This is a genomic window from Sinorhizobium sojae CCBAU 05684 (assembly GCF_002288525.1).
Taxonomy (GTDB): domain Bacteria; phylum Pseudomonadota; class Alphaproteobacteria; order Rhizobiales; family Rhizobiaceae; genus Sinorhizobium; species Sinorhizobium sojae.
In genome coordinates, this window is sequence record NZ_CP023067.1 from 607,687 (window position 1) to 628,289 (window position 20,603).

23 protein-coding genes and 1 pseudogene are annotated in these 20,603 nt (G+C 61.7%); 17 read left to right on the plus strand and 7 right to left on the minus strand.

The genetic code is table 11. The features are described from left to right. Positions 1-2 precede the first annotated feature (2 nt). Both SJ05684_RS02950 and SJ05684_RS02955 read right to left on the minus strand, forming a co-directional pair. Complete coding sequence (locus tag SJ05684_RS02950) at positions 3-842, minus strand: SDR family oxidoreductase (RefSeq protein WP_034852358.1); 840 nt, start codon at positions 840-842, stop codon at positions 3-5. Positions 843-1,017: 175 nt separating this feature from the next. Continuing rightward, positions 1,018-1,908, minus strand: coding sequence for a VOC family protein (locus SJ05684_RS02955; protein ID WP_034852470.1), 891 nt, complete (start codon positions 1,906-1,908; stop codon positions 1,018-1,020). A 349-nt stretch (positions 1,909-2,257) separates the two neighbouring features. Between SJ05684_RS02955 and SJ05684_RS02960 the strand changes: the two genes are divergently transcribed. From SJ05684_RS02960 to trhA, 3 genes are all read left to right on the plus strand, one after another. Further along, positions 2,258-2,680, plus strand: a complete 423-nt coding sequence (locus SJ05684_RS02960; RefSeq protein ID WP_034852360.1) for a universal stress protein — start codon at positions 2,258-2,260, stop codon at positions 2,678-2,680. A gap of 63 nt (positions 2,681-2,743) precedes the next feature. After that, on the plus strand, positions 2,744-3,088 hold the full coding sequence (locus tag SJ05684_RS02965) for a TraR/DksA family transcriptional regulator (RefSeq protein WP_034852362.1): 345 nt from the start codon (positions 2,744-2,746) through the stop codon (positions 3,086-3,088). 534 nt (positions 3,089-3,622) lie between these two features. Next, on the plus strand, positions 3,623-4,285 hold the full coding sequence (trhA, locus tag SJ05684_RS02970; protein ID WP_034852365.1) for a PAQR family membrane homeostasis protein TrhA: 663 nt from the start codon (positions 3,623-3,625) through the stop codon (positions 4,283-4,285). 29 nt (positions 4,286-4,314) lie between these two features. Here trhA and SJ05684_RS02975 read toward each other — a convergent pair whose 3' ends face one another. After that, the gene (locus SJ05684_RS02975; protein WP_034852367.1) at positions 4,315-4,809 is read right to left on the minus strand and encodes a hypothetical protein; all 495 of its coding nucleotides are present in this window, start codon (positions 4,807-4,809) and stop codon (positions 4,315-4,317) included. 221 nt (positions 4,810-5,030) lie between these two features. Beyond that, positions 5,031-5,439, minus strand: a pseudogene (gene msrB / locus SJ05684_RS02980) (peptide-methionine (R)-S-oxide reductase MsrB). Positions 5,440-5,696: 257 nt separating this feature from the next. On the opposite strand from msrB, the gene SJ05684_RS02985 reads away from it, so the two are divergent. The 8 genes from SJ05684_RS02985 to mucR all read left to right on the plus strand — a co-directional run bounded on the left by SJ05684_RS02985 (position 5,697) and on the right by mucR (position 12,482). Beyond that, the gene (locus tag SJ05684_RS02985) at positions 5,697-8,072 is read left to right on the plus strand and encodes a putative monovalent cation/H+ antiporter subunit A (RefSeq protein ID WP_034852368.1); all 2,376 of its coding nucleotides are present in this window, start codon (positions 5,697-5,699) and stop codon (positions 8,070-8,072) included. Beyond that, positions 8,069-8,488, plus strand: a complete 420-nt coding sequence (locus SJ05684_RS02990) for a Na+/H+ antiporter subunit B (protein WP_034852371.1) — start codon at positions 8,069-8,071, stop codon at positions 8,486-8,488. The genes SJ05684_RS02985 and SJ05684_RS02990 overlap by 4 nt, the downstream gene beginning before the upstream one ends. After that, positions 8,488-8,865: a Na+/H+ antiporter subunit C gene (locus tag SJ05684_RS02995; RefSeq protein ID WP_034852373.1), complete on the plus strand. Its 378-nt coding sequence runs from the start codon at positions 8,488-8,490 to the stop codon at positions 8,863-8,865. Before SJ05684_RS02990 ends, SJ05684_RS02995 begins: the two co-directional genes overlap by 1 nt. A gap of 7 nt (positions 8,866-8,872) precedes the next feature. Next, positions 8,873-10,432, plus strand: a complete 1,560-nt coding sequence (locus tag SJ05684_RS03000; RefSeq protein ID WP_034852376.1) for a Na+/H+ antiporter subunit D — start codon at positions 8,873-8,875, stop codon at positions 10,430-10,432. Next, a complete protein-coding gene (locus SJ05684_RS03005) occupies positions 10,429-10,905 on the plus strand; it encodes a Na+/H+ antiporter subunit E (RefSeq protein WP_034852377.1) in 477 nt (158 codons plus the stop codon). The genes SJ05684_RS03000 and SJ05684_RS03005 overlap by 4 nt, the downstream gene beginning before the upstream one ends. Beyond that, complete coding sequence (locus SJ05684_RS03010; RefSeq protein ID WP_034852379.1) at positions 10,902-11,288, plus strand: cation:proton antiporter; 387 nt, start codon at positions 10,902-10,904, stop codon at positions 11,286-11,288. The genes SJ05684_RS03005 and SJ05684_RS03010 overlap by 4 nt, the downstream gene beginning before the upstream one ends. After that, positions 11,288-11,647: a monovalent cation/H(+) antiporter subunit G gene (mnhG, locus tag SJ05684_RS03015; RefSeq protein ID WP_034852380.1), complete on the plus strand. Its 360-nt coding sequence runs from the start codon at positions 11,288-11,290 to the stop codon at positions 11,645-11,647. The genes SJ05684_RS03010 and mnhG overlap by 1 nt, the downstream gene beginning before the upstream one ends. 403 nt (positions 11,648-12,050) lie before the next feature. Then, the gene (mucR, locus tag SJ05684_RS03025) at positions 12,051-12,482 is read left to right on the plus strand and encodes an exopolysaccharide biosynthesis transcriptional regulator MucR (protein ID WP_034852382.1); all 432 of its coding nucleotides are present in this window, start codon (positions 12,051-12,053) and stop codon (positions 12,480-12,482) included. A gap of 317 nt (positions 12,483-12,799) precedes the next feature. Here the strand turns inward: mucR and SJ05684_RS03030 are convergent, their stop codons facing one another. Both SJ05684_RS03030 and SJ05684_RS03035 read right to left on the minus strand, forming a co-directional pair. Continuing rightward, positions 12,800-13,222 carry a SufE family protein gene (locus SJ05684_RS03030; RefSeq protein WP_034852472.1) on the minus strand — a complete coding sequence of 141 codons (423 nt, stop codon included), beginning with the start codon at positions 13,220-13,222 and terminating at the stop codon, positions 12,800-12,802. Between the two features lie 201 nt (positions 13,223-13,423). Then, complete coding sequence (locus SJ05684_RS03035; RefSeq protein ID WP_034852384.1) at positions 13,424-13,861, minus strand: DUF5330 domain-containing protein; 438 nt, start codon at positions 13,859-13,861, stop codon at positions 13,424-13,426. 587 nt (positions 13,862-14,448) lie between these two features. Here SJ05684_RS03035 and SJ05684_RS03040 point away from each other — a divergent pair. From SJ05684_RS03040 to SJ05684_RS03050, 3 genes are all read left to right on the plus strand, one after another. Continuing rightward, complete coding sequence (locus SJ05684_RS03040) at positions 14,449-16,020, plus strand: sensor histidine kinase (RefSeq protein WP_034852473.1); 1,572 nt, start codon at positions 14,449-14,451, stop codon at positions 16,018-16,020. Beyond that, positions 15,992-16,954 carry a peptidoglycan-binding domain-containing protein gene (locus tag SJ05684_RS03045; protein WP_034852386.1) on the plus strand — a complete coding sequence of 321 codons (963 nt, stop codon included), beginning with the start codon at positions 15,992-15,994 and terminating at the stop codon, positions 16,952-16,954. The genes SJ05684_RS03040 and SJ05684_RS03045 overlap by 29 nt, the downstream gene beginning before the upstream one ends. A gap of 115 nt (positions 16,955-17,069) precedes the next feature. Beyond that, positions 17,070-17,420 (plus strand): DUF1491 family protein, encoded by a 351-nt coding sequence (locus SJ05684_RS03050; protein ID WP_034852387.1) that lies wholly within the window; start codon positions 17,070-17,072, stop codon positions 17,418-17,420. A gap of 153 nt (positions 17,421-17,573) precedes the next feature. Here the strand turns inward: SJ05684_RS03050 and SJ05684_RS03055 are convergent, their stop codons facing one another. Next, positions 17,574-18,656, minus strand: a complete 1,083-nt coding sequence (locus SJ05684_RS03055) for a DUF2336 domain-containing protein (RefSeq protein ID WP_034852389.1) — start codon at positions 18,654-18,656, stop codon at positions 17,574-17,576. 249 nt (positions 18,657-18,905) lie between these two features. Here SJ05684_RS03055 and SJ05684_RS03060 point away from each other — a divergent pair, with 249 nt between their 5' ends. The 3 genes from SJ05684_RS03060 to SJ05684_RS03070 all read left to right on the plus strand — a co-directional run bounded on the left by SJ05684_RS03060 (position 18,906) and on the right by SJ05684_RS03070 (position 20,423). Continuing rightward, positions 18,906-19,538, plus strand: coding sequence for an SH3 domain-containing protein (locus tag SJ05684_RS03060; RefSeq protein WP_085938995.1), 633 nt, complete (start codon positions 18,906-18,908; stop codon positions 19,536-19,538). Between the two features lie 128 nt (positions 19,539-19,666). After that, positions 19,667-19,951 (plus strand): hypothetical protein, encoded by a 285-nt coding sequence (locus tag SJ05684_RS03065; RefSeq protein ID WP_034852391.1) that lies wholly within the window; start codon positions 19,667-19,669, stop codon positions 19,949-19,951. 301 nt (positions 19,952-20,252) lie between these two features. Further along, complete coding sequence (locus SJ05684_RS03070) at positions 20,253-20,423, plus strand: hypothetical protein (RefSeq protein ID WP_172901109.1); 171 nt, start codon at positions 20,253-20,255, stop codon at positions 20,421-20,423. The last annotated feature ends 180 nt before the right edge of the window (positions 20,424-20,603 follow it).

Here is a 20,603-nt window from a genome sequence, read left to right on the forward strand (position 1 = left end):
ATTCATGCCGCCAGCGCAGTTGCATGGTCTCTGGCATAGGTCTCGAACGTGCGAGGCTTTCTGCCGGTCAACCTCTCGACATCGTCGGTCACGATCGCCGCGCGGCCTTCCCGCACCGACTGGAACCGGCGTGCGAGATATCGCGCGTAGTCGCCGGGAATACCGGCGTCGGCGAGAAGGCCGATGAAGGTCTCGTCATCGACCGGTGTATAGACGATCGGCCGTCCGGCAGCCTGCGAGAGGATCGCTGCCGCCTCGCCATAGCTCAGCGCCTCCGGGCCGGTCAGATCGAAGACCTGGCCATTGAAGGCGTCGCCGGTCAGCGCCGAGGCTGCGCCCTCGGCGACGTCGCGCGCATCGATGAAGCTGGTCCTCCCGTCGGCCGCGGGCACGGCAATCGTGCCGTGCCGGACGCTTTCGAGCCACTGGCCGTGGAAGTTGTCGGCAAACCAGTTGGCGCGGATGATGACGAATTGCGCACCGGTCTTTTCTAGGAAGAGTTCCACCTCGCGGTGGGGAGGATCGTCGTCGCCCCCGACGCCGATCACGGACATCAGCACGGTCTTGATGCCGCGCGCGGCGGCGGCCTGGATGATCGGCTTTAGCAGCGCCACGGGATCGAGATGCCCTTCCGGAGCAATGACGCAGATGCGGTCGACCCCGTCGAGCGCATGGCCGTAGGTCGAACAGTCGCGATAATCGAACATAACGACTTCCGCGTCGGCCACGGGTGTCCCCCTGCGACTTCCCGCCTTGACGCGTTCGCCTTTTTTGACAAGTGCGCGCAGCACCTCGATGCCCACGGTGCCGCTGGCCCCGAGAACCAAAACCTTGCCTGCCATTTCCTTGCCTCCCAGCTTATGATTATCCATCGTTTCTATGCCTGAAACTGGATGAAATTGGGGAGGTCTCCGGCAGGAAAGCGCGTTCGGAAGGGCCGAGGTCGCCGCGAGGCACTCGATCGGCTCCGGAAGCAACAGGCGCGGTGTGCGTAGCACGCCAGTGGAGGTGCCGAGCCTATGCCGAAAGCTGGAGGCCGATACCCCAGGGGTCCGTCAGACTGAAAACGCCGCCCTCCTCGCGCACCGCTATGTCCAGTTCCTCGAGCTTGCCGATCGCGGCGGCGAGCCGCTCCGCTTCCCTGAACCGGATCGCGTAAGCTGAGAGGCCCGTCATCCGGTCCTGACGCTTCTCCGCCCCGCGCGAGTTCCAGATATTGGCGGCGATGTGGTGGTGGTACTTGCCCGTGGCGAAGAAACTCGCCCCGGGACGGCTGGCCATGAGTTCGAGTCCCAGCATGTCGCGGAAGAACACGTCCGCCTGCGGCAGATCAGAAACCTGAAGATGGATATGGCCGATCGTGCTGCCTTCGGCGAGTCCGCTCCACTCGTCTTGCCGTGCCTGTTCGTAGAGCGCCTGGAGGTCGAGCGGCAGCGTCTTCATCTCAACTGTGCCGTCCGGATGATAGGTCCACTCCTCGCGCGCGCGATCGCGGTAGACTTCGATGCCGTTTCCTTCCGGGTCGGCGAGATAGATCGCTTCGCTGACGAGGTGGTCGGACGCGCCCTGCAGGCGAATGCCATTGTCTACGGCATGCGCCAGCCAGCAGCCAAGTTCACGGCGATCCGGGACCAGGTAGGCGATATGAAAGAGACCGGGCGCGGTGCGCGGCGCCCTTGCGGCATTTCGTGCGCTGGTGAGGGTAAGCAGGGGCCGCCCGGCGACGCCGAGCACTGCTCCGCTCACGCTCGTCTCTAGCGGCGCAAGGCCCATGATCTGCTGATACCAGGCCAGGACCATCGGCAGGTCCTCCACGACGAGATGCGCTCGCTCGATATGGGCCGGCATCGACACGGCGTGATCGGCAGGAAAGTCGGCCGCTGGGTTCGGGGTGGTCGGGTCTTTCATCATCATCCTTTCGGGCCGTGGCTGTCTGTCATTTGTCGCCGAAGCCCAGCCTTGAAGTTTAGCCCAATATGATCACGTGATCCCGTTCGAAAAAGCCATTATGTTCCTTGATGTTGTGTTCGATGAACGTTGACAGTCGTGGCTTTCGCCCTAACTCCTCATGAGGGCGACGCGGGCGTGAGGGGGTGGCTGATTGATCTTAATCAATGCCGAAATCACCACTGCCGCTCAGTCTCGGCTCGGATGACGACGACGGGGGGAAGGCCCGTTTGCGTCCAATCCAGTCCCGAGCCATCGGCTCGGATTGGTGAGTCAGCGACCGGGAGCCCAACGGAAGGAGCGTGCCTGTATGTACAAGAAGATCATCGTCCCGATCGCTATGGATCAACTGGAGCACGGCGAGTCCGTTCTCGGCATAGCAGAGAAGCTGGTCGACGAGGGCGGGGAAATCATCCTGCTCAACGTGGTCGAGGACCTGAATGCCTATGCTCAAGGCTACATGATCGTCGACTTTCCGTTGGAGATGATCGAGGAATCACGCAAGCACGCAGTCAAGACGCTCGAGGCGCTGAAGGCCAGGCATCGCATAAGGGGGCGCGTCGAAATTCGCACTGGCGGGGCAGCCGGCACCATCAACGCCCTCGCAAGGGACGAGAACGCGGACCTCGTGATCATTGCGTCACATCGTCCTGGCCTGATCGACTATTTCATCGGCTCGACTGCAAGCCGTGTGGTCAGCCATTGCCCATGTGCCGTTCTCGTCGATCGATAACAGATAACAATAACAAGAAACGCGGCGTGGGTACCGATACGCCGCAGCCTAGGGAGTTTGTAGATGGACAAGTACTTGCTTGACGATTTTCGCGAACAGCTTCTAAGCCGCAAACGCGAACTCTATGGTCGGCTGGTGAAGATCGAGGAAGATCTCGAGCAGCCGATGAATGCCGACGTGCCGGATCGCGTCACGGAGCGCGAAAACGATGAGGTGCTGGAGGGGCTTGGTCTCGCCGGCCAGGGAGAGATCCGTGCGATCGATGCGGCGCTCGACCGCATTGCGGCCGGGACGTTCGGCATCTGCGTGCGCTGCGGCGACCCGATTTCACAGGAAAGGCTGAACGCGGTACCGCATGCGCCTCTCTGCCAGACCTGCGCCGCGGAGGTTTCCTCCCGAACACGCTAATGCAGGTTGCCGACAAGTGTTCAGCGGTTTTGCGGCAGCGACATGCGTCAGAACAAGGACCTAAAGCCGTCGCGCGAGTAGGTTTGGTGGCGACGCGCTTTCGAGTGGGCGATGCAACCCGCTCCAGGTTCGGACTTGATCCCCGCCATATCAGGCCGAGGGACCGGCGAGCCGCCGGCCCAGCGCGACATGATTGCTCGCATTGAGCGAATGTTGTCATACGTCTTAAAAATTGATTCGCCCCGGCTTGAACGGAAGCTTTGCCAGGTAAGGGCTTTATGGCAGGATAGTAGCAGAACGGGCGCTGTCGGTTCGGCGCTCTCCGTTCTCTGGGCCGCGAATGGTCGCTCGGGATATGTGCGCAGATGCGTGCGTTCATGAGCAGCGGCTTGCTGCACGTCTCCTTGAACCGGAGTCGATCCAAGGCCAGACATGCAGCAACTCAAAGTGCCGCCGCGACCTTGACGCGTCTGATAAGACGCGCGGCGCTGTAGGTGCCGATTTCGGCTGTGAAACGCGAGGTGGAGGAGCCCCGTGGATTTCAGTGGCGTCAAATGGGACTACGACCGGGCTGAACTCATTGCCGACGGCATCGTCCACGGTATCGGCCTTTCCGCCGCACTTATCGGCGTCACCGCGTTGATTTTCTACGCAACCGTCTGGAGCACATCGGGCCAACTCGCCGCAGCCTGCATCTACGGCATCGGACTGGTTCTCACCCTGTCCGTCTCGTTCCTCTACAATCTCTATCCGATCAGCCGTACGAAATTGTATCTACGCCGCGTGGACCATTCTGCGATATTCGTGCTGATAGCTGCGACCTATACGCCGTTTCTTCAACGCGGATGGGACGATCCTTTCCTCTTTTCGATGCTGGTTGGTATCTGGACGGTCGCCTTTGCGGGTGTCGCCATGAAGTGTCTGCTTCCGGGGCGCTTCGATCGATTGGCGATCCTGCTCTACCTGGCCATGGGGTGGGGCGGTGTTCTTGCCGCCCGCTCGCTGTTCACGGCCTTGAGCACGACGACGCTCGTTCTCATTGTCGTCGGCGGCGTCATCTATTCAGTCGGCATCGTTTTCCATGTTTGGGAGCGGCTGCGGTACCAGAATGCCATCTGGCACGGCTTTGTCGTTGCGGGATCGGCCGTACACTATTCGGCCGTCGTCACCTGCATCAGCGGTGCCGCGTCGTCCTGAGCCGCAGCGGCGTTTCCCCGAATCAAGCGTCAATCGGGCGGCTGGCAGAGCTCGGAGGGCCTCAGCGCCGCTGCCATGCGCGAGATGACGCCGTCGAAACTCGTCAGCCTCGACTTGCGGTATTGGAGCCGAAAATACGCGGCGCTGCCGTCGCAGAGCGCGATGGCCCGTGCATAGAAGACTTCGCGGTTGCGCGCACTGGAGTAACTCGCCCAGGCAGGCGTGATGCGTGAAAAGAGTATTCTCCAGCGATCGTCTTTCTCGTATCCGATCCGTTCGGCGACGTCGATTTCAAAGTCTCCGCCCGGGGGGTGGGTGCCGAACACGATCAAGGTTGCACCGTTGTCGTCGGCGTGAAAGCTCGCGCCGTCGCCTGTGTCGGCTTGCTGCTGCATCTCGAATCCGGGCGGAATCTCGACCGTATAGCCGAAGCGGGGATTGGCGTAGGGGTGCCAATCGTCTGCCGCGGCCGCGGGCAGGGCAAGCCCCGGCAGGAGAGCGATCGCGAATACGCCGAGGCGCATGGGGAATATCCTTCTGAGTTCGATCTGCCGTCCTTTATAGCGTCGCGCCTTTCTTCTGGTGCGTAAAGACGCCCTCACGATTTTGAGCTGCAGTACTTGCATGCTTCGTCGATCCGGGGTCTCTCTCTGCACATCGCGACCGATAGTCGGAGCGGACGCCTTCTGCTGTTCCGGGCGGAACAGCAGAAGCATCACGGTTCCACCTGTTTTCGCGACGTGTCTCAGTCCTCTTCGAAGGTCATTGCCGTGCCGTTGAGACAGTAGCGCAAGCCGGTCGGCGGCGGACCGTCAGGGAAGACATGGCCGAGATGGGCGTCGCAATCGGCGCAGCGGATTTCCGTTCTCACCATGAAATGCGGACCGGTCGACATGTTCGGCAATCGCATTTTCGTCGACCGGAGCGAAATAGCTTGGCCAGCCACAGCCGGAATCGAACTTCGTGTCGGAGCGGAAGAGCGCCCGTCCGCAACAGACGCACCTGTAGGTTCCCTGTTGCTTGTTGTTGAGGAATGGCCCGGTGAAAGGGCGTTCAGTGCCCTGCTCGCGCGTGATGCGGTACTGCTCGGGCGTCAAGAGTGCCCGCCACTCCTCGTCCGCTTTCTGCACTTTCCGCGTTTCGGCATCGGCCATCGTCAAAACCTCCGTGGATTGCCGCGATACTATAGGATGCCGAGTGGCCGCCACAAAAACTGGGTCGTGGTTGAATATCGCCGCTGCCCTTCGCCGGAATATGGGGAACGAAAGGCGATCCTGTTGCAGCTTTACACAACATTACCCTCCCTTCGCTTCCTTTGCGGCCGATTTCTCTTGAGGCGAGCCGACTCATCTTCTATGTCCGGTAGCCAAACTGACCGGAGAACGAAGCAGCGACGGAGGATGGCAAGGCGATGGACATCGCGGCCCTGACATTTCTGGCCCTCGGTCTTCCCTTCATCGCGGCGATCATCGCGCCGGTGTTGGCGCGTCTGCTCGGCCACAACGCCGCGTGGGTCCTGGCGCTCGCCCCGGCAGCGGTTTTTGCGCATTTCCTGACCTTCGTCCCGGAAGTCGCAAATGGCGAAGTCGTCACCGGCGGCTATGCCTGGATACCGTCTTTCAATGTCAGTTTCTCGTGGCTGGTGGACGGACTGTCGCTGACTTTCCTGCTGCTGATTTCGGGGATTGGGGCGTTGATCGTGCTCTATTCCGGCGGCTATCTGAAGGGCCATCCCCACCAGGGCCGCTTCTTTTCCTTCATCCTGATGTTCATGGGATCGATGCAGGGTCTCGTCGCATCGGACAGTTTCCTGATGCTGTTCGTGTTCTGGGAGCTGACGTCGATCACGTCCTTCTTGTTGATCGGCTTCGATCATGGCCGCGAGGCGGCGCGCCGCGCCGCGCTTCAGGCTCTGGTCGTGACCGGGGGCGGCGGGCTGCTGCTGCTTGCAGGGCTGCTCATACTGTGGAACGTCAGCGGCGTTACCCAGATGTCGCTGCTCCTCTCCTTCGGCGCCGAGCTCAAGCAAAGCCCATTCTATCTGGCGGCGCTTCTTCTCGTGCTTGGCGGCGCCTTCACCAAATCGGCACAGTTTCCGTTTCACTTCTGGCTGCCGAACGCCATGGAGGCGCCGACGCCCGTTTCGGCCTATCTGCATTCGGCGACGATGGTGAAGGCTGGCGTTTATCTGTTGATGCGGCTCAATCCGGTTCTCGGCGGAACGCCGGAATGGCAGGTGATCTTGCCGCTTTTCGGCGCCACCACGCTGGTCGCGGGCGCTTTGCTCGCCGTGCGCCAGACGGATCTGAAGCTGATGCTCGCCTATACGACCATGTCGTCTCTGGGCCTCCTGGTCATGCTGACGGGTCTCGGTTTGCCGCACGCGATCGAGGCGGCGACTCTCTATCTGGTGGCGCACGCCCTGTTCAAGGGCGCCCTGTTCATGGTGGCCGGCATTATCGACCATGAGACCGGAACGCGCCATCTCACGCGGCTCGGCGGCCTTCGGTCGGCAATGCCGCTGACCTTCGCGATCGCGCTCGCTGCAGCGATCTCCATGGGAGGGCTGCCGCCCTTCTTCGGCTTTCTCGCGAAGGAGGAGATCTATGCGGCGCTGTCCGCCTTCGAGCTTCGCTCCGTCGCCTTTGCGGCGCTTACCATCCTCGGCAACGCGCTCATGTTCGCGGTTGCCTTCGCGATCGCGCTGATGCCGTTCCTGGGCCCAAAGGTCAGCACCCCGAAGCATGCCCACGAAGCGCCCGTACTTCTCTGGCTTGGGCCGGGCGTCCTCGCTCTGAGTGGGCTGTCGATTGCGCTGATGTCCGGCCTTGCACATCGAATGGTTTCTTCGCCGATGGCCTCGGCGATTGCCGGAAAGCCGACGCCCGTGGAGATCTCGCTCGTGCCGCATATCGGCGTGCCGCTCCTTCTTTCCGGCATTACGGTCGCCGCGGGTATCGCCTTTTACCTCAACCTCGTTCGGCTGCGGGGGGCAATGGCAACGGTTCTCGCCGATATCGGCTGGGGCCCGGACCGGGGCTTCGACCAGTTCATGCGCGGTCTGGTGCGCTCCGCCGTGATCGTTACCCGGCGGGTGCAGGGCGGTCGGCTCGACGTCTACATGACCCTGACCTTCCTGCTGGTCGCCTTCGTGCTTCTGGCCATTCCCTTCCTCTACGGCGAATTTCCGCGTGCGCCTTTCTTCGCCGCAGATGTTCCCCTGCACGAGCTTGCGATCATGACGATCGCCGTTGCCGGGCTCGTCGCGATCATGATTGCGCCGGACCGGCTGACCGCTATCGTTTCGCTCGGCATACAGGGTTTCGCCGTCGCCATGATCTTCCTGCTCTATGGCGCGCCGGATCTCTCCTTCACCCAGTTTATGATCGAGACCCTTTCTGTCGTCGTTCTCGCCCTGGTCATGACCCGGCTTCAGCTGTCACCGTCGGACCATAGGCCATGGCGCGAGAAAGTGCCTGACTTTGCGCTCGCGCTTGCCTGCGGCACTGGCTTCGCCCTTCTCCTGCTACGCGTTACGGGCGTTCCCTTCGATGCGAGCCTGACAGCCTTCTTCAACGAATATTCGAAGGCGATCGCGCATGGGGCGAATGTCGTCAATGTCATCATCGTCGATTTCCGCGGCACCGATACGCTCGGCGAAATCACAGTCGTGATGATTGCCGGCCTGTCCATTCTTGGGCTCGTGCGGCTGAGAGCCGGTGCGCTCAAACGGCCCGTCGTCGCCGCGGTCCTCGTCGAAGAAGAGGATGCGGAGGAACGGGTATGAGGTCGGTGATCTTCCGCACGATGGCGCCGTTCCTGGCGAGCCTCATGATGCTTTTTTCCGTCTTTGTCTTGCTGCGCGGCCATAATGAACCGGGCGGCGGCTTCATCGGCGGGCTCATCGCCGTTTCTGCGCTCGCGATCTACGGTATCGCCCACGGCGTCCAGACGGTGCGGCGCGCCATCTACTTTCATCCGATGGCGATCGCTGGCGCCGGTCTTTTTGTCGCGACGATTGCCGGTATCGTGTCCGTGGCCGCGGGCGTCCCTTTCATGACCGGACTGTGGGTTTACCCGTCCTTACTCGGCGTGGAGGTCCCGCTTTCCACGGTCATTCTGTTCGACACCGGCGTCTATCTGGTGGTCGTCGGCGCCATCAGCTCGGTCGCGTTGTCGCTCGAAGAACGGGGAGGGGAGTGATGGAGGCCTGGTTTGCCCTGCTGGTCGGCATCTTTTTCACCGTTGCCGTCTACCTGATGCTTTCGAAGTTCATCATCCGCGTGCTTCTTGGCGTCGCGGTTCTCGGAAACGCCGTCAATCTGCTGATTTTCACCGGCGGCCGTCTGACGCGCGAGGTGCCACCCGTCATTGCCGGTGATGCCGAAGTGCTGGCCGGACCCGCCGCGAATGCCTTGCCGCAGGCGCTGATCCTGACGGCCATCGTCATTTCCTTTTCCTTCTTCGCCTTCCTGCTCGTTCTTTCCTGGCGTGCCTACGACGATCTCAAGACCGACAATACGGATGAGATGCGCGTTGCCGAGCCGGTGAACGAGCCGGCGCCGCCGCTGGGGTATTGACTGCGACATGGCTGCTTCGACCTCTCCCCCCGTAGACCTTTCCGCCGCGCTGGTCCTTGCGCCACCGACTGCAGCCGAGTGGCTGGTGGTCCTGCCCGTCGCCTGGTGCCTGACCTTTGGCGCGCTCCTTGTGATGATGCGTCGCAGTATCCGCCTTCATCCGACGATCACCATCGTCGGGCTGGCAGGGCTGGTGGGCATCGACGCGCTGCTCCTCCTCGAGATCATCCGGAACGGCCCCATGACCATGGTTATGGGGCGCTGGCTGCCGCCCTTCGGCATTGCTTTCACGGCCGACCTGACGGGCGCGCTTTTTGCGTTCGTCGCCGCTCTGGTCGCACTAGCCGCCGGCATCTTCTCTATCGCCGATATCAACGACAGCGGCCGGCGCTACGGCTTCTACCCGTTGCTGCTGGTGCTGATGGCGGGCGTCTCGGGAGCCTTTTTGACTGGGGACATCTTCAACCTCTATGTCTGGTTCGAAGTTCTGCTGATTTCCTCCTTCGGCCTTCTCGTCCTCGGTTCAGAACATGAGCAGATCGACGGAACGGTGAAATACGGCTTCCTCAATCTCGTCGCGACGACGCTGTTCCTGGTTGCAACCGGCTATCTCTATGCAGTGTTCGGCACTCTCAACATGGCCGATATTGCGCGCAAGGCGGAGGGGCTGCGCAGCAACGCTCCGTTGATGACGCTGGCGGGGCTCTATACGCTGGCTTTCGGCATGAAGGCGGCGGCATTCCCCGTCAATTTCTGGCTTCCCGCCTCCTATCACACGCCGCGCGTCGTCGTATCGGCGCTCTTCGCAGGCCTGCTTACAAAGGTCGGCATCTACGCGCTGATCCGCGTCATGGTCATGCTGTTCCCGGTCGAACGGGAGGAACTGAGCTTCGTACTTGCCATAGCCGGCTCATTGACGATGATCGTCGGCGTTCTCGGGGCGCTCGCCCAGTCTGATTTCCGCCGCCTGCTCGGCTTTCTCATCATCTCGGGCATCGGTTCGATCCTCGCCGGCATTGCCGTCGGCGGCCCAGGCGGCATCGGCGGCGCCATCTTCTACGCCCTGCATTCGATGCTCGTCATGACCGCGCTCTACTTTGCATCCGGCATCGCCATGCGTCTCGGTGCTAGTGCCTCGATCGTCACGCTCGCCGGTCTTTATCGCCGCCATGTCGGGTTTGCTGCACTCAGCCTGATGCTGTGCTTCGCCGTCTCCGGGCTGCCGCCCTTCTCCGGCTTCTGGCCGAAGGTCATGCTGGTGAAGGCGGCGCTCGATATCGGCGCCTGGTGGCTCGCGGCAGTCCTGCTCCTTGCCGGCTTCCTCACCACAATCGCCACCGGTCGTCTCTTCCTGCTGGCCTATTGGCGCGACGGAGCCGTAGCGATCGGCGAGACGCCGCCGCTGCCCGCAACGACGCTGGCACCGCTTGCTGCCCTCACTCTGCTGACTTTGGTGCTCGGTCTTTATCCTGAGCCGCTGCTTGCGACGATTCAGGATGCGGCGGCGGGGCTTGCCGATCCGTCCGCCTACGGGGAATCGGTCTTTCCGGGAGGGTGGCCGCAATGAAGTTCCTGGCGATCAACCTGATCCTGACGGTCATCTGGGGCGCCATCAGCGCCAGTTTCACGCTTGCCAATCTCCTGCTCGGCTTTGCGGTGGGGGCATTGTCGCTCTGGCTGATTCGCCGTGAGCTGCAGCCCGTCACCTATCCGATCAGGCCCTTGCGGCTGGCGCTACTCCTTGCCCTGTTCTTCAAGGAACTCGCCGTGTCCGCGACCAAGGTCGCAATCCTGGTGACGCGCAAGAAGATGGCACTTAAGCCCGGCATTTTCGCCTATCCGCTCACGTTGAGGAGCGATTTCGAGATTTCCCTGCTCGCCAATCTCATCACACTTACGCCCGGCACGCTGTCCGTGGATGTCTCCGAGGACCGCAAGACGCTTTATGTCCATGCATTGGATTGCGCCGATCCGGGTGCGTTGCGACAGGATATTTCGCGCGGCTTCGAACGGCGCATTCGGGAGGCTTTCGAACGATGATCTCCGATTGGATCTTGAAAGCCGCCACCAGCCTTTCCTTGGCCCTCCTGTCTGTTGCCCTGCTCGTGACGCTCGTGCGCATCGTCCGCGGACCGACGCTGCCGGACCGGGTACTTGGTCTCGACATGCTGGTGGCGATTGCCATCGGCTTCATCGCGGTGATCGCCATCAAGACTGGTTTCAGCCTCTATATAGATATCGCGATCGCCCTTGGACTTGTCGGCTTCCTGGCGACCATCGCGCTGGCACGTTTCGTCCTGACGCGCGGACTCGCGCCGGAGCGCGCCCCCAGGGTGGCGGCGACGACAGGGGGCGCAAAACCAGCTCCGAAGCAGATAAAAACAGGACGGCCGAACCGCCGCAAACGCAAGGGAGGGCGCTGATGGGCGGACAGATCGACGCCATAGTCTCACTTCTTGTCGCACTCATCATGGTCGTGGGGGCCGGGTTTTCCCTGCTGGCCGCCCTCGGCATAATCCGGTTTCCCGATCTGTACACCCGCATGCATTCGGCGTCGAAGGCGGGAACCGTCGGTTCCGGCCTGCTGCTTTTCGCCGCCGGCGTGCATTCGCTCGACCCCGCGATCTTGGCGCGTGCGCTTGCAGCCTTCGTCTTCTTCGTGCTGACGGCGCCGATCTCGGCCCATCTACTGGCGAAGGCCGCGCATCAGGCAGGTTACAGGATGTCGAGACTGTCGGTGATAGATCAGATGCCGGAAAAGGAAGAGGCGCGGGGCCAGTGAGGCCGCCGTTTCTGACTCTTTATTTCCAAGCAATTGCGTGCGCTACGGCCAAATTAGTGGTTTTGAATAGATTTGCTGGCCGTGGATGAAAATTATGTTTTGACATTTCCTAGATCAGTGTTAATCCACTAAATGAAAAGTGTCGTCGTGACAATTACTTTGAACTGAAATTCCAGCTTGGGTTGTGATTCTTCCCTGTTGCTTTGAGGCGCCGCCCAGCTCGTCACCTTGGTGACAGTTTCCCATCGCGACTCGGGCCCCGATGTTGCGGTGGAGCCCCGCTCCCCCGTAATGTCCGTCCAGTCAGTTCCAAGAGGCAAGTGAGTTCGGCGGCATTTTCTAGCATGTTTCCTCCTGAAACGTCGTTTCGGGATATGTTGCTGAGTTCCGATAGGAGAAGAAGATGACAGAAACCACGCTCGGTGCGAGCAACGAACTCTTGGTAGAGCTGACGGCGGAAATTGTAGCCGCCTATGTCAGCAACCACGTGGTTCCGGTTGCCGAGCTTTCGACGCTTATCGCCGACGTTCATTCGGCGCTCAACAATACCACCGCACCTGCGCCGGTGGTTGCTCCCGTTGAGAAGCCGAAGCCGGCGGTCTCGGTCCGCAAGTCGGTGCAGGACGATCAGATCACCTGCCTCGAATGCGGCGGCACCTTCAAATCGCTGAAGCGCCACCTGATGACCCACCACAATCTGTCGCCGGAAGAATATCGCGAAAAGTGGGATCTGCCCGCGGACTACCCGATGGTCGCGCCCGCTTACGCGGAAGCCCGCTCGCGTCTGGCCAAGGAGATGGGCCTCGGCCAGCGTCGCAAGCGTCGCGGCAAGTAAGTGCGTTATCGCATCGGCGGCAATCGCTGCCGGCGATCCCGTGAAGCTTGTTTTTGCAAGTTCAGGGCCGGGCTGCTTCAGTCCGGCTTTTTGTTTACAGCGCTGCGTGTCTTATCAGACGCACAAAGCTCGCTGTGGCACTTTGAATTACTGCATGTCCCTGTCCTTAAAATCGAGGTCGGCTTAAGGGAGACATGCATTACAGCGCCGCGCGTCTTTTCAGACACGCAGAGGTCGCTGTAACTCTTTGAATCTGCGCATCGAGCTTTCCAAAAATCGGGTACGATTTTCGGGCCGATGCACTAGGTGGAACGGCATTATGCCGGCAGGCGCGTCTCGGCCTCACTCTTGATCCGCCGGACCATAGAGCGCAAACCATTGGCGCGCTGGGCCGATAGATGTTCGATGAGACCGATCTTGCCGAAGGTCTCGAGAGCATCGATTTTTGCGATTTCGGAGGCGTGCTTGCCGGAAAAGATGGCGAGGGCGATCGCCACGAGCCCGCGGACGATGTGGGCGTCCGATTCTCCGTGAAAAGTAAGGACCGGGTCTTCGGGATCACCCGCCGTCTCGGTCACCAGCCAAACCTGGCTTGCGCAGCCCTGCACCTTGTTCTCGTTCGTTCTCAAGACCTCCGGCATAGCCGGCAGTCCCTTGCCCAACTCGATCACATAGCGGTAGCGGTCCTCCCAATCGTCCAGGAAGGCAAAATCATCGATGATCTGGTCAAGGGAAGTCATGGGCCGTCCGATATTGGCGTTCTGCTGGCGCCGAAGGATGCGATTCCTTTCGATCCTTCGGCTGTTCGCCGGGGATCCATCACTCATATAGGGGATGCTGGCCGCAAAGAGAACAGCCAATGATTATTCGGTTATCCACGTCGACTGCCAGCGCGGGTCCATCGCGCCGACGGGCGCGACATCGCCTACCGTAGCGGGGCGTTACCTGGCGCCCGCTGCCTTGGGTTCGAGACGCGGTTCCGGGACCGGTGTGCGCTTGAAGCCGGGCATTGCGTCATGCCCTGTCTTCGCGGTTGCGTCGTCTTCGACCGGGCCTACCGTGCCGGTCATGACCATGGCGTCGGGTGCCGCCGCATGCGTCCCGGCAAACTGGCTGTCCAGGAATTCATAGGCGATCCGCGCGCCTTCGCGGGCGCGGTGACCGAGCGCGACGAAGGTTTCCGTACCCTTCGCGCAAACATCGGGCTTCTCGGCGCAAATCGCGCTAACATACTGGATCGCCTCATTGGCTGCGGAGAAGGTGTCTCCGATCTCGATCGTCGGGCCCTGATCGAGCTTTGCGCTGCTCGAGGGATCGAGAAAGGGCAGCAGTACCAGCACCAGCGAAAACCAGAACGTCGCCTTTACGAGAAACCACATGGTCCGAACATCCTCTGTTCGCTTGTCGGAAATTGCCGCTTTGGGCGTCACCGATCAAGCCGTCCTTGCGCCATGTCGAAGCCAACGGCATTTCCGCTCATGTCACGCAAACGACCGTAAAATGGGAATCACAAGGCCGCTTTTCAAAAACCGATCGGATTTGCTTCGAATTTTAATGAATCGTGCAATTTTGGCGTGCGGTACAATCCAAAAAGGCTCGCAATTTAACGATTGCCCTTAAGCTTCGTGGCGTAACGAGTGAGGCAACCGTCGGCGCTGCGGGCATCGGCATCGTCATGTCTCGCCCAATTGGTTAACATGGACCGGAAAATCCACGAAAATCCGTCGCTTACACCCCGTTAACCACAACCGACAAAGCTCGGAGGAATTGCTTCAAATCGGGAATTTTCGGCCGTCTCCACGGGCCTTTCGGGATACCCGCTTATTCTTTCATTAAGTCGGGAATGCGAGATTCGAAGCATAAAGAGGCGCGCCGGATACCGGCCCGGCAAAACACGGCGGGTCCCCGGAATCACCGCGCAAAAACAACAATGACGGCAGGGTATGGCGTGAGCGTATTGCGTGACATGGCTGGCAGGTGGGCATCCCGCGTGGATGAGGCGGCCGCACCTTGGATGCTGCGCCGTTCGAACGGCTCCGCCGTCGCTCGTCGTGACCTCCGACGGCTGCGCACCGTCGCCGCGGTCTCCTTGACCGCTCTGCCGATCGTGCCACTCGCCCTGATGACCGCCTTGCCAATTTCCGCCGCGCTACCGGCGGGAACCGCGCTCTGGGCGTCGGCCTCGCTTCTGGCTGCAGCCGCGGCCTTGGTCGGTGGACGCAACTCATCCACGCCCGTCGAGGCCGAGGCGTCCCTCGCCGCCGCGTTGCCCGATCTGTCGGCCGCATACGATCTCTTTGCCGGTCTCGTTACCGTGCACGACCCGCGCGGCAATGTCCTATCGGTTCACGGTCGCGACGCGGCCGAACACCTGAGATTGCTTCGAGATCCTCGGGGCCGCGGATTCCTCGAGCAGATTCACGTGTCCGACCGCATCACGTTTCTCAGGGCGATCGATGCCCTACGTCAGGACGGCGGGCGCTCTGCGGTCGATATCCGGCTTGAACGGCCCTCGGTAACGGCCGAAGGCGCGCAGTTCGTGCATATGCGCTGCGAGATGGCGCCACTGCGCGATGCCGAGGGGCGTCTGGTGGCGATCGTCGCCCAATCGCGCGACGTTTCCGAGGAAGCCCGCCTGCGGGCGGAGGCCACCGAGAAGGCGGCGCATGCGGAATCGGCGAATGATGCAAAGACGCGCTTCCTCGCGGCCGTGAGCCACGAATTGCGCACGCCGCTCAATGCAATTCTCGGCTTCTCCGATGTCCTTGCCGGAGAGTATTTCGGCAAGCTGGAGAACGATCGGCAGCGTGAATATGTGTCGCTGATCCATCGTTCCGGTACGCATCTGCTCTCCGTGGTCAATACGATGCTGGATGTGAGCAAGATCGAGGCCGGTCGCTACGAGCTGCTGCCGGAGCCCTTCGAGGTGGCAGATGCGATCGCCGCATGTGAGGCGATGCTATCGCACCAGGCACAGGAAAAGGGCGTGAGACTGACGAGCCGGGTGACGCCCGCAGTGGGTGAGATCAATGCCGATCAGCGCGCCTTCCAACAGATCCTGATCAATCTTATAGGCAACGCCATCAAGTTCACCGAACACGGCGGCCTGGTGACGATCGAAGCGGAAAAGGAAGGTGCAGCGCTCAAGCTGACCGTCAGCGACACCGGCATCGGGATCGCCGAAGACAAGCTTCAACTTCTCGGCCAACCTTTCGTCCAGATTCAGAATGACTATACGCGCCGCTATGAAGGGACCGGGCTGGGCCTTTCCCTGGTCAAGGGACTGGTCGAGTTGCATGGCGGCAGTTTCTCGATACGCAGCACCGAGCGCAGGGGAACGGTCGTTATTGCCTCCATTCCCGTCGATGGCTCAGGCATCGCCGAGCGCGAGCAGGCGGGGTCCCACGTGACGGTGGAGTTCCCGCCCAGACTGAGGGGGCGTGGCGAAGGCAAGAGCGATCTGGGACACGCAGCGTCGAGGAACGACAGAATGAGCAAGGAAGGGGGACATGGCTCCGCGCACGCGAAAACAGCCTGAGCGGAAGAGGGCGGCACGGTCGCAGCATGGTTTCGCGCTCACGGGGCTGGCTCTTGCCGGCCGCGGTCTGGGCCGGGGCATCATGCTCGCCGGGCGGGTCATCGCGCGCCATCCGGTCGGTGCCGGAGGCTCGGCGGCTTTCGTGGTGGCCTTCAGTTTCGTGGCGGCAAACGCCATGTGGTATCAGCATGGCACACATCCGTCGCCGCTGTTGCACACGCGTGTCCCGTTGGTCAGTGCGGAGGTCGCCGAACGTCTTGCTGCTGCGAATGGAGAGGCTGTCGAGCCGCGCCGCGTGACGACTTTCGTCATCGAGCGCGAAGACGAGGCAAAGTCGCAAAAGATCGGGGATGCGCTCCCCGCTCCCCGCGGCACGCCATCGGCGGCCGGCGATATGAATGGCACCGTCAATTCGGCGCTGGTCGCCGACGTCCAGAAAGAACTGGCGCGGCTCGGGCTCTATGACGGCGCGCCGGATGGGCGCAGTGGCCCGAAGACCGAGGCGGCGATCCTGCGTTTCGAGAAACAGGCCGGCCGCAGGGGGACCGGCGTGGTAACCGCCGATCTTCTCGCGGCCCTCCTCGCGTCCGGCAAAGCCCACGCTGCTGCGGCCGTCGCCATTCCAGACAGCCGCCCCTATGCCGATCCGAAGACGGTGCCGGCCGACGCCGATCCCGTCGCGGCGGCGATCCGCAAGGCGGAGAAGGACCAGACGCTCCTGACGCGCGCCGAGGTCCCCGCATCGAGCGAACTGGTCATGAACATCCAGCGGGGCTTAAGCAATCTCGCCTATGCGGACGTCGTCATCGATGGCGTCGCCGGCGACCAGACGCGGGCGGCGATCCGCCATTTCGAGAAGCACTACCGTCTGCCGCAGACGGGCGAGCCAAACGCCAAGGTCCTGAAGAAGCTGAAGGAAATCGGCGCACTTTAAAGCATATCACCCAAACCCGTGGAGCGGCTCTGGGAAGAACGGCTGCATAAGGGGTAGCCGACAGGCTCCGGTCCTCTCGTTTGCATATCGCAGTTGCTGCGTGTATCAGCCTCGCATGCGCCTGAAGTCCCATATTTTCGTCTCTTCGCTCTTGCGCCGCGTCTTTTCGCTCGGTGGCTACGCTGCGGTGCTGCGCAAGGGGGCGGAAGAGGCGGGCGCAGTTTTTGTCCGTCAACGCACCCGCGTGGGTACGGAGACGCTCTATGCGCCGGCGCCGCAGAACTTTTTCGAGGAGGAGGGCGATACGGCGCGCCGGTTCGAGGTTCGGTTAAGAGATGTCGCGGCAGAGGCGATCGACAGCACTTTGTCGTCGGAGATTCGCTTCGATCCGGATTGCTGGATCGTCGAGATCGAGGTCGAGGACTGCGGTGATCTGCTCGACATCGTCGCCGATGCCGATCGCTGATTTCGGCCTGCCCGCCCAAATCGACCCCATTTAAGCAGACATATTGCAATTCAGAGTGCTGCAGCGACCTGCGCGCGTCTGATAGGACCGCGCGGCGGATAGGCACAAAGTTCGGTAGCCATTTCAGCTGCTGTGGCGGCCCCCGGTTTTCCCTCAGCGCTGACCGAACGTCCGCTTGGGTTGTACCACGCCATCGCGGTCCGCGGCCGACGGGCGGGCGTCTTGTCGACGCGGGTCAGGCCTGCGATTTTCGGCAAGATGGGGTTCATGTCGCCCCAGGTTCTGCGGGCCGTGCTCGTCGGCACGCAACCAGGATCTGACGCGCTCGATACCGGCTCCCCGGTCCAGGGTCCTGATCAGCGCATCCGCGCGCGTGCCGCCGCCGAGTCTCTCCCCCAGATGCGGGTGGAGGGCAGCCAGCAGTGACGCCAAGTCGGCCGCCGGAAAGTCAAGCGCGGCAAGCGTCGTGGCGAGTTGCTGGCCGGACACATCCAACAGGATTCGCTCGGCCAGAGCGTCGCTTGCCCCCAGTGCGTCGGCGAGGGCATGTGCGAAGAGCACCGCCTCGCCGTTTCGCGCAAATCGAACGAGCAGAGCCTGGTGAACCTCGTCGATCGCCGGAAGTTCGGAAGGAGCGGCGACCTTCGATCCGGCGCGAACCAGCGCCTTGATTTCGTCCCGCAGTTTTTCCTCGCGTGCCACACGCTCGGCAGAGTTCCGGTCGGCTGCCGTGGCCGAAGACGAGGGCGCGGCTGCCGGGGCTGGGCGGGTCACCTCGCGCGACTGCCCGGAGGCTGCTGCGCTCTTATGGTGCTCGACCAGTGCGTCGACGACAGAAGCGGAGAGATCGTCCCGGCGCGCAATTGCGCCTGCATGGGCCGGGCCCTGCTTTCGGATGATGGAAATGAGCGTCCGATCCGAAATTGCTTTCGAGCGGGTGAGGAAGCTTGCGGCAACCGGGATCGGCATGCTGCCGATGAGAAGGGCAACGGCTTCCGGAACATGCTCGCATTGCGAAAGAGCCGCTGCCGCCTGCCGGCGCGCCTCCTCGCTGGAGCCGAGGAAAAGCGGCTCGAACAGTTCGGCGAATTGCCTCATCTCGGACTTGCGCGGGGCGCGAAGGCTTTCGAAGCTGGTGACGGTCGCCATCAGCACGACGTCCTTCAATCGGCCCTTTTGCGGCCTTTCCAACTCACGAAACCGATCCGTCACGACAAATCCTTGCACGCAAAGCATGACGCCATTGCCGATGGTTCGGAACGGCACACGTCTCTTAAAGTAAATTGAAAACGTTAGCGTAGCATTAACTATGGACGTTGGAGCTTTATTCAGGCTTGCGGCATTCCGGTGGCGGAGTGCGATGCGGCAAGTGCCGCCTCCGCCTCAAAAACTCCACAAGCGGATCTATTTCATTTCCCGGACGGTGAAAGGCCTTCGTGCCTGCCGAAGGAGAAGGCCCATCGCCTTCCTAAGGGAGAAATATCTGTGAATCATATTTTCTTGCGGGCAGCGGCGCTCGGCGCGTTGCTCTTCACGCCGGCAATTGCCGAGGCGGCCGCTGGGGTCGCAACGGCCAATGTCAATATGCGCTCGGGACCGAGCACCCGCTATCCGGCCGTGACAGTGATACCGGCCGGTGACTCGGTGGAAATCCATGGATGTCTGGCGGACCGGCCCTGGTGCGATGTTTCCTTTTACGGCGGTCGAGGTTGGGTCGCGGGCCGCTATGTGCAGGCGGTCTACCGCAGCAACCGGGTCTATGTGGAGCCGGAATATTATCGTCCGCTCGGAATCCCCACCATCGTCTTCGAGTTCGACCGCTATTGGGACCGCAACTACCGCGGCCGCGACTTTTATCGTGACCGTGATCGCTGGCGCCGCGATTGGGCTGAGGGTGGCGACCGGCGTGACTGGGAACGTCGAGAGGCGCGTGAACGTCGAGAATGGGACCGGGATCGCCACCGCAGCGACGACGAATGGGAGAGCAGGGCCGGCGAGGATTTCTACGAAAGCCGCCGTCGCGACCGTGAACCGTCGCGATACGAAATTCGACGCGAACGAGAGATGGGAACCGTTCGGGAATGCGGGTTCGACGACTTCGCGTGTGAAATCGACTGAACGGCCTGTTGGGAGCGGGTGGACTTGCCCGCTCCCTGTGCGGGAGGCCCCCCACGGCTTTGTGGCCTCGCGGGAACCAATCCGCCTGCGACGCGTTGACATCGCGCAAAAGGGAAGGAGCGGAAACGATGGCGGACGAAAAGCTGGCAGCAGTGAATCCAGAGTTGGGCGCGGAAAACCGGACAGCTGAGGCGCAGACGGAGCTCGAAGCGCAGGTCGCGGATCTCAGGGCTGAGATCGCTCGGCTGACGGAGACCGTTTCGGCCATTGGAAGCGGAGCGAAGGCAGTTGTGCAGGGGGAAGCGGAATTGATGACGGAGCGGGTGCGCGAGCGCGTCCGCGAGGATCCGATCTCCACGCTCCTGACAGTCGCAGGGGTGGCCTTTCTGTTCGGCGTGCTTGCAAGGCGGTGAGAGACGCTGCGCACGCTTTCCATGAAAATTGAGAATGGCGCAAGGTTGGCGGCGTAAGGTTAAAGGCGCCGCAGCCCAGGTTAACACATAGTCAAATAGGGCTATGGCTCAATTGGAATGCGCCGGCTATGATCGGCCTCGCATCTGATGCACCGACGCGGACCACGTCCGGATGAACCGGAAGAAGGAGAAGTGAGAACGGCGCGCCTGTCCGGTGGATACCGGCATCGCGCCAGCCCGTAGCGGGCAGGGTGAAATCTGTACGGTAGTTCATCCGTCTCGTGGAAGTATGGAGACGAGCATGGCAGACGTAATCAGAATGCAGGACTGCAAGGTCAAACGACCACGACGGCGCCCGGTGGTGCCGGGCAGCGCCAAGGTGTTGTTCTTCACCGGCATCCGCTATGAGCGCCTCGACGGCCGTGGACCTCAGCCAAACGCTCCGACAGGCAAGCAGGCGAAGAAGCAGTAAGAACCGAGCTGCGGCCGATCCTTCGCGCCGCTTAAGCAGCGGGCCGGTTGCTCGCTGTCCCCCTGAAATCCCTCCAGCGCCATCGCGTGTTCCGGACGCATAAAGCTCCTGTAGCTATTTTCAATTGCTGCATGGCTTCATCCTCAAATCGAGGTCGATTTGAGGAGACAGGCAGAAGAA